We start from the raw sequence: 8,509 nt of genomic DNA on the forward strand, positions 1-8,509 counted from the left end.
ACAATATCAACCGAGTCGGGATTTTGATGACGGTAGTTCAGATTTAAAACACGAATGGCATCGATGATCTGGGCATCAGAAATATTTTCTGCGCCATAATTGTGAATTACGTGGAATACGACGGGGATAATGTAGACCGGTCCACCTCTGTTGGCACTGTGTGAAAATTGTTGCGTAAAATTTTCCAGTTCATTTTCTTTTTGCAATGCGTGATTTTCAAGTCCGGGTTTTTCCTGATGCAACTGAAAACGCATTTCATCTGCTCCGCAATGTTTATCGGATTGCGCATGGAGATGAAAAACAGTTAGAAAAAAGAAAAGGGAAAGAAATGGTTTCATGATTTCAAATTATCCCTCAAATATAAAAGGGATTCCTTCAATCTTATTTTTTTTTCTTTTCCACCACCATTCGCACCATTCCCATAAAAATCCGTGTAGAAAGCACACGGCGTAAGAACAATAAGAACGGAGCACCGCTGCCAATGGGATACCTCATTTTTTTTCTTCCGTCTGTAGCAGCTTTATAAATGGTTTTAGCTACGATTTCCGGTCCAGGCGCTTTCGCTCCGGTTTGTTGCATCATAGGTAAAGCAGATTCAACGTAGGCGTCATACGCTGTTAAGCCATCTTTTTTAAACAGGTCTTGCGAGCGATCGTAAAAATCGGTTTTTATGGCGCCGGGTTCTATTAATTTAACGCGGATATGATGTTCTCTCAATTCAAATTGCAAGGACTCACTAAATCCTTCCACCGCCCATTTGGTGCCGTGGTATAAACTGTAGAGCGGAAAAGTTATTCGTCCACCCATCGACGATACATTTATGATAATGCCATCTTTTTTCTGGCGAAAATGAGGAAGTATAGCGCGAATAACATTGAATACGCCGTATACATTGGTTTCGAACTGACGTTTCACTTGTTCCTGACTAGCAGCTTCGAATGGACCAACCGTTCCGTATCCGGCATTGTTTACAATTACATCAATGTTGCCAAATTTTAAAATGGAATCCTTTATGGATTGTTCTATACTTGATTCCTGAGTAACATCAAGCGCCATAAGCGTAATTCCCGGAATGGCGGCAAGATCCTGATGCTTTTCAGGGTTGCGCATGGTGGCAATTACATTCCAATTCTGTTTTGCAAAATAAAGTGCAGTAGCTCTGCCTATACCTGAAGAAGTACCTGTAATTAAAACTGTTTTTTTCATGAATGCTTTGATATAGAGGGTTGGACGAACACAATGGGAAAATATTTTAACAAAAGCAGATTTTTTAGAAGAAAACCTAACGAGGTCTGCAATTTGAGTTGGTTTACTATTGACAACCAACCCCCTGCTTTTGTTTACGGTTTTTTTCCCTTTCCCTCAATTCACCTGTTTTTTTTCTTTTCAGATTATTTCCTTTTGTAAATTGAGCAAGCCAAAAAGAACAAGAACCTATGAAAAAAATCTACTTTGCTCTATCCCTGTTTTTAGCTTCGGCAACAGGAATTGAATTGTCGGCCCAAACGGTGTACGACAATTATCAGGATGGAAGAATTTGGTTTAAAATCAAAGATAATGTCTCCATTTCTCAGCCCGGATTTCGAGTGGGTAGTGAGCAAATGGTGGATTATCGTCACCTCGATTTTAAATCCGTTCCATTTCTTCAAAATGTAACCTCAGGTCACCAGGTGACGCGACTTGCTCGTCCTTATCACATGGTGAAAAACGACAAAAAACTATCGAATGTATTTTTATTGGAATTTTCCGATATCCAAAATGTGGAACAAATTATTGCCGAATTAAAATCCACCGGAAAAGTTGAGTATGCGGAAAAAGTTCCATTGGTAAAACACTTCCTTACACCTAACGATCCAAGTTATAACTCCTCTACACAATGGGGATTATTTCAAATAAATGCGGCACAAGCCTGGAATGTAAGTACAGGTAGCACCAGCGTAGTTGTTGGTATTGTTGATGATGCAGTACAAACTAACCATCCCGATTTATCTGCGTCCATTTATACCAATACAGCAGAAATTGCAGGAAATGGTATTGATGATGATAACAATGGATATATCGACGACCGTCAGGGATTCGATGTGGCCGATAACGATAACGATCCGAATCCACCAAACAGTTCATTCGACCACGGTACGCATGTTGCAGGTATTGTTGGAGCAAAATCGAATAACTCTACCGGAATCGCTTCTATTGGTTACAGTGTAAAATTACTTCCGGTAAAATCGACCAATGTTGCAACTCAGGTAACAGATGGTTACGACGGAATTGTGTATGCCGTAACCATGGGTGTAGATGTAATCAATATGTCTTGGGGCGGTACAGGAAATTCTACCACTGCTCAAAACATTATTACCTGGGCAAGTAATCAGGGAGTCATTTTGGTAGCTGCTGCGGGTAATGACAACAATAACACGTTACATTATCCTGCTGCCTATACCGAGTGTATTGCCGTTGCATCTACCACCACAGGTGATGCTCGTTCTTCATTCTCATGTTATGGAACATGGGTAGATGTAGCAGCACCGGGTTCTTCTATTTATTCTACTGTTCCTGGAAGTGCATATGCATACAAACAAGGAACATCTATGGCATCACCAATGGTGGCAGGACTTGCCGCTTTGGTTAAAAGTGTGAATACAGGAATGACGGCTGCAGATGTAAGAAACTGTATTCTGAGTACTGCAGTGAATATCGATGCCATTAATCCAGGTTTTGGCGGACAATTAGGTTCTGGTCGTATCGATGCATTTGCGGCAGTAACGTGTGCATCCGCTACACTTGCCAATCCTCCGGTTGCCGATTTCGTTGCAAATGTTACAACGATTTCTGCAGGTGCTACGGTTAATTTTACGAATCTTTCTATTTACAATCCAACTTCGTACTCGTGGACATTCACCGGTGGTACTCCTTCAACTTCTACCCAGGCAAATCCAAGTAATATTGTTTACAATACGCCAGGAACATTTACAGTAACCCTTACTGCTACCAATGCAAATGGTTCCGACACAGAAACCAAAACAGCTTACATCACTGTACTTCCACAATCAGGATGTGATACCTTGAATTGGGCAAATCTACCGCCATCTGGTGCCTGGACAGGTTCTAACTATTATACCGGAACACCAAATGTTGGTCAGGATGGTTGGATCAACGGAATGAATGTTTATCTCGATAAAGAGAAAGCTGCATATTTCGATGCAAGTGCCAATACACAATCTAAAATTGTAGGATGTTACATTGGATTTGGATTAGCGTATTCAGCCAATCCAAATAAAGTTGTTCCTGTTAAAGTATATAGTCAAACAGGATCGAATCCGGGAACATTACTTACTACCTATAACCTCACCATGGGTGAAATTATGAGCGATGTAAATAATAATTACTGGACATATATTCAATTCCCAACTCCGGTAAATGTACCTGCAAGCCGCAAGTTTTATATTTCGGTGGATGTAAGTAATCTACAATGGCAAAGTGGAATTCACGATACCTTGTCGATTGTTTCCAATACTAACGGACAAACAACGCCTTCTGCCATTTGGGAAAAACAATCGGATAATTTGTGGTATCAATACGGAACTGCTGGTAGCTGGAATTTGAATGCTTCATTGTATATTTTCCCATTCCTTACTTCAGATCCTGCCAATGCGCAACTTACTTCAAGTGCAACTTCGGTATGTTCCGGACAGTCCATCAATTTTGATGCAACCGGTTCTACAGTAGAAGATGATATGTTATGGACATTCCTTGGTGGTTCACCTATCCAAAGTGGAAACCTGCAACAAACTGTTTTCTTTAATACTCCGGGTACTTATAGAACCTATCTCGAAGTATTAGGTGGTGGTTGCGGAATGTATGCAGTGGATTCAGTGGATATCACGGTTAACCCAACACCATCCATTGCTGTTTCAGTTTCGAATGATACCATTTGTCCCGCAGCATCCGCTAACCTGAACGCAAGTTCAACCGCTACCAGTTATGTTTGGTCGCCAACTACAGGATTATCCTCATCCACTATTGCAAATCCGGTAGCGACGCCTGCAAATACAACCACTTATACCGTAACAGGTACGCAAGGTGCTTGTCAGGGTAGTGCAAACATCACCATTGTGGTAGATAATAACACACCTGTTGCAAGCTTCATTTATACTGAGCCGGTTTGTATTAATGATCCGGTTAATTTTAATGGGGGTATTTCTGATTATGCAAATACATACAATTGGACATTCACCAGTGGTAGCATTTCTTCTTCTACTATTTTGGACCCGGTTGTTACTTATACTGCTGCCGGAACTTATCCGGTTACATTATCCGTTAATACATTGTGTGGAATAACCGATGATACTACGCTTAATATTACTGTGGTTGATTGTGCTGCCGGTTTAGGAAATGAACTTGAAAATGGTGGTGTTACTGCCTGGATGAACAATCAGAATAACCAATTGAGTATTCAGTTCAACCTGAATCAGAATACGGCTGTAGAAGTCACCTTGTTAAACGCAGTTGGACAAATTGTTTCTTCTTCAAAAGAAAACAACACAACCAATGGATATATTCGCAGAATGGATCTTTCCGCTTTAACCAGTGGAATTTATTTTGTGCGTGTTTCGGATGGAGAAACTACCCAAGTATTTAAAATCTTCAGATAATCGCTTTTATATGCGGAAAAAGCCCCGGTATTGCCGGGGCTTTTTGTTTTGGTATCTTTGCAGTGCAAACCGTTCCATCGCTGTTTGAAATAGAACAGAGGAAAGTCCGGGCAGCGCAGAGTGCCGCACTACCTAACGGGTAGGTCTCCGGAAAGAAATTTTCGGGGAACAGAAAGTGCCACAGAAAACTATACCGTCGTAATGGCAACATTTCGATAAGGGTGAAAACGTGAGGTAAGAGCTCACGGATTGTATGGCGACATGCAATCGGGTAAACCTTGCGGGCTGAAAGGCCATGTAGGTCACGCATACCGGTTTGTCCGGTAGGAAAGTTACTCGCTTTCCGTTCCTTCGGGATAGGCGTGATGGGTAGGCTGCTTGAACCTGTTTGTGAAAACAGGTCCAGATCAATGATGGAAATCCGATTTATCGGATACAGAACCCGGCTTACAGGTTTGTATTTTTTTAAAACATCCATTTGAATGTAATAGGGCAAATGGATGTTTTTTGATTTTATGGCTCCGGAACCTTCGATTAATTTTGGACCATGATTTTCCAATTGACCTCAGTTTTACATCATCATATCCGAATCTAAGGCGGAAGGAATTTTCATTGTCGGTAAAAAGACCCTCCCGCAAAGAGGGTCTTTTTTTTTATTTCAAAATCAAATAAATATTTTTAGGCATGATACGATTAGCTATTCAAAAATCCGGTCGACTCAGCGAGGGTTCGCTGGAATTGTTAAAGGACTGTGGAATTTCAGTTTCCAACGGCAACAATAAATTAAAATCAATGGCTTCCAACTTTCCGATGGAGGTGTTGTTTTTGCGCGACGACGATATTCCGCAATACGTTCAGGATGGCGTGGCTGATATTGGGATATTGGGACAAAATGTGTTGGTGGAAAAAAATAAAAATGTCAACGAACAACTTCGTCTGGGTTTTTCGAAATGCAGATTGTCACTCGCCATTCCCAAAGGAGAAGAATATGCAGGTCTTTCTTACTTCAACAATAAAAATATTGCCACTTCTTATCCGGTAATATTGCAGAAATTCCTCGATGAGCATAAAATAAAAGCATCCATTCATGAGATTTCGGGTTCAGTTGAAATTGCTCCTGGAATTGGATTGGCCGAAGGAATTTGTGATATCGTGAGTAGTGGAAGTACGCTTTTTAGCAATGGACTGAAGGAAGTGGAAACAGTTTTTCAATCGGAAGCGGTGTTGATTTCCGGTAAAAATCTGAATGCAGAAAAAAAAGCTTTGGTGGAAAAACTAATGTTCCGCATTAACGCAGTTAAAGCATCTAAAAACAATAAATATGTATTGCTGAATGCACCTCAGGATAAATTGGATGATATCATTCGCATTTTACCCGGTGTAAAATCTCCAACGGTATTGCCATTGGCAGAACCAGGGTGGTTTAGTGTACATTCTGTAATAGCGGAAGATCGTTTTTGGGAGCTGATTGATGAATTAAGAGCTACAGGTGCTCAGGGAATTTTAATTGTGCCCATAGAAAAAATGATTGTATGATGAAGCGAATTGTAAATCCAACCAAAGAGCAATGCTTAGGTAGTTTAAAACGACCTGAAAAGGAAAGTCAAAGTCTCGAACAAACAGTTGCCATTGTATTTGATGAAGTAAAATCGTCGGGCGATCGTGCCGTAAGGAAAAATACGAAGCAATTTGATAAAGTGGATTTGGATCAGATTGAGGTGACTAAAGAAGAAATTGCATTGGCGGTTGAACAGGTTTCCAAATCGCTGAAAAACGCCATTGAAATTGCTAAAAATAATATTGAGAAGTTTCATCATTCCCAACGCGAGGAAGTGAAAATGATGGAAACCATACCGGGTGTTACCTGCTGGAGAGAAAGTAAAGCCATTGGAAGTGTTGGATTGTACATTCCAGGTGGAACAGCTCCACTTTTTTCTACTGTACTTATGTTGGGGGTTCCTGCTAAAATTGCGGGCTGTAAAAAAATTGTTTTGTGTTCTCCTCCCGATAAATCCGGAAAAATTCATCCTGCCATTTTATATGCTGCTCAATTATGTGGCATTACCCAGGTGTTTAAAGTGGGAGGAATTCAGGCAATTGCTGCTATGACTTTCGGAACGGAATCGATTCCCCGTGTAAGTAAAATTTTTGGTCCCGGTAATCAATATGTAACCGCAGCCAAACAATATGCCATGCGAAAAGGAATTGCCATTGATATGCCAGCTGGTCCTTCTGAAGTTTTGGTTTTGGCCGACGATTCCGCTGATCCTTCATTTGTGGCGGCAGATTTATTGTCTCAGGCTGAACATGGGAATGATAGTCAGGTAATTTTACTTTGCTTTTCAGAATCCTTTGCCAATGCAGTTGAACAGGAATTGAAACAACAACTCAAGGAACTTCCCCGAAAAGATATTGCTGCAGCTGCACTTGAAAATAGCAAGGTAATTATCGTGAATTCGGAGCAAATGGCGATTGACATTGTAAATGAATATGCGCCGGAACATTTAATTATTTCGGTAGAGGACGAAGGTGTTTACCTCGATGAAATTGAAAATGCCGGTTCTGTTTTTCTCGGAAAATATACACCGGAAAGTGCTGGGGATTATGCCTCCGGTACCAACCACACCCTTCCTACCAATGGATATGCAAAAGCCTACAGTGGGGTATCGCTCGATAGTTTTGTAAAAAAGATTACGTTTCAGCGCATTTCTCCGAAAGGATTACAGGCACTTGGTCCCTCCATCGAAATTATGGCTGAAGCAGAGGAATTGATGGCACACAAAAATGCAGTGTCGGTCCGACTCAAAAAATTACGCTCATGAATCCACTAGATATTCTCCGGGAAAATATTAAAACATTGAGTCCCTATTCTTCTGCCAGAGATGAATATGAAGGAAAAACAGGTGTGTTTCTCGATGCCAATGAAAATCCCTTTACCAATGGATACAATCGCTATCCCGATCCCATGCAATGGGAATTAAAACAGAAACTGGCAGCGATTAAAAAAATAAATCCAGAATCTATTTTATTGGGAAATGGAAGTGATGAGGTCATCGATCTTCTTTTCCGCGCTTTTTGTAAACCGGGAGTCGATGAAGTAATTGTTTTGCCTCCCACTTATGGCATGTACAAAGTAAGTGCATCCATCAACGATATTCACCTGCGTGAAGTGAATTTAACCAGGGATTTTCAGATTGATGTTCCTGCTGTAGTACAAGAATTCGACGAGCATGTTAAACTCCTTTTTATATGTAGTCCGAATAATCCCAGCGGGAATGTAATTCCGAAATCACAAATTGAAGAATTGTTGAATTCCTTTAAGGGAATCGTTGTGGTGGATGAAGCGTATATTGATTTTTGTCCGGAATACTCTACCGTTCCTTTGCTCGATAAATATCCGAATCTCGTTGTGATGCAAACCTTGTCCAAAGCATGGGGACTCGCCGGTGCTCGGGTTGGGATTATGATTGCCAATCCCTCCATTATTCGTGTGATGAATAAAATTAAAGCACCGTATAATTTGGGTATTCCCGCGCAGGAAATTGCCATGAAACGATTGGATGAGGTGTCGAAATTCGAAGAAGAAAAAAAGGTAGTTATTGTAGAACGAAAGAAATTAGCGATGGAGCTTACTCGACTTTCTTTCGTAGAAAAAGTATTTCCTTCGGACGCCAATTTTTTACTGGTTCGTTTTTCGGATTCCAAAAAGGTATTCAATTACCTGATTAATGAAAAAGTAATTGTACGCGATCGGTCTTCTGTGGTTTTATGCGACGACTGCCTGCGGATTTCAATCGGATTACCTGCGGAAAATGCAATCCTGCTGGAAAAATTAAAAAGCCTGACCAATTAATTTT

At 40.7% G+C, this 8,509-nt stretch carries 6 protein-coding genes and 1 other RNA gene; 5 read left to right on the forward strand and 2 right to left on the reverse strand.

What is annotated here, in order from left to right; translation table 11 throughout:
• On the reverse strand, positions 1-338 hold a 338-nt coding region (locus tag K1X56_14135), incomplete at its 3' end, for a hypothetical protein (protein ID MBX7095857.1).
• 43 nt (positions 339-381) lie between these two features.
• Positions 382-1,206 (reverse strand): SDR family oxidoreductase, encoded by an 825-nt coding sequence (locus K1X56_14140; GenBank protein MBX7095858.1) that lies wholly within the window; start codon positions 1,204-1,206, stop codon positions 382-384.
• A 230-nt stretch (positions 1,207-1,436) separates the two neighbouring features.
• Here K1X56_14140 and K1X56_14145 point away from each other — a divergent pair, with 230 nt between their 5' ends.
• The 5 genes from K1X56_14145 (at position 1,437) to hisC (ending at position 8,505) form a co-directional block, all read left to right on the forward strand.
• Positions 1,437-4,652 carry a S8 family serine peptidase gene (locus tag K1X56_14145; GenBank protein ID MBX7095859.1) on the forward strand — a complete coding sequence of 1,072 codons (3,216 nt, stop codon included), beginning with the start codon at positions 1,437-1,439 and terminating at the stop codon, positions 4,650-4,652.
• 61 nt (positions 4,653-4,713) lie between these two features.
• Positions 4,714-5,118: RNase P RNA component class A (rnpB, locus tag K1X56_14150), an RNA gene on the forward strand.
• A 218-nt stretch (positions 5,119-5,336) separates the two neighbouring features.
• Entirely contained in the window at positions 5,337-6,188 is an 852-nt protein-coding gene (gene hisG, locus K1X56_14155; protein ID MBX7095860.1) for an ATP phosphoribosyltransferase, read from the forward strand.
• Positions 6,188-7,474 carry a histidinol dehydrogenase gene (gene hisD, locus K1X56_14160; GenBank protein MBX7095861.1) on the forward strand — a complete coding sequence of 429 codons (1,287 nt, stop codon included), beginning with the start codon at positions 6,188-6,190 and terminating at the stop codon, positions 7,472-7,474. Before hisG ends, hisD begins: the two co-directional genes overlap by 1 nt.
• The gene (hisC, locus tag K1X56_14165; GenBank protein ID MBX7095862.1) at positions 7,471-8,505 is read left to right on the forward strand and encodes a histidinol-phosphate transaminase; all 1,035 of its coding nucleotides are present in this window, start codon (positions 7,471-7,473) and stop codon (positions 8,503-8,505) included. The genes hisD and hisC overlap by 4 nt, the downstream gene beginning before the upstream one ends.
• The last annotated feature ends 4 nt before the right edge of the window (positions 8,506-8,509 follow it).

Source organism: Flavobacteriales bacterium (assembly GCA_019694795.1).
Taxonomy (GTDB): domain Bacteria; phylum Bacteroidota; class Bacteroidia; order Flavobacteriales_D; family UBA2798; genus UBA2798.

Excerpts from the sequence above, each read along its gene's own strand:
- hisC (MBX7095862.1), top strand. The coding sequence starts at position 7,471 with ATGAATCCACTAGATATTCTCCGGGAAAATATTAAAACATTGAGTCCC.
- hisD (MBX7095861.1), top strand. The coding sequence starts at position 6,188 with ATGAAGCGAATTGTAAATCCAACCAAAGAGCAATGCTTAGGTAGTTTA.
- K1X56_14145 (MBX7095859.1), top strand. The coding sequence starts at position 1,437 with ATGAAAAAAATCTACTTTGCTCTATCCCTGTTTTTAGCTTCGGCAACA.
- K1X56_14140 (MBX7095858.1), bottom strand. The coding sequence starts at position 1,206 with ATGAAAAAAACAGTTTTAATTACAGGTACTTCTTCAGGTATAGGCAGA.
- hisG (MBX7095860.1), top strand. The coding sequence starts at position 5,337 with ATGATACGATTAGCTATTCAAAAATCCGGTCGACTCAGCGAGGGTTCG.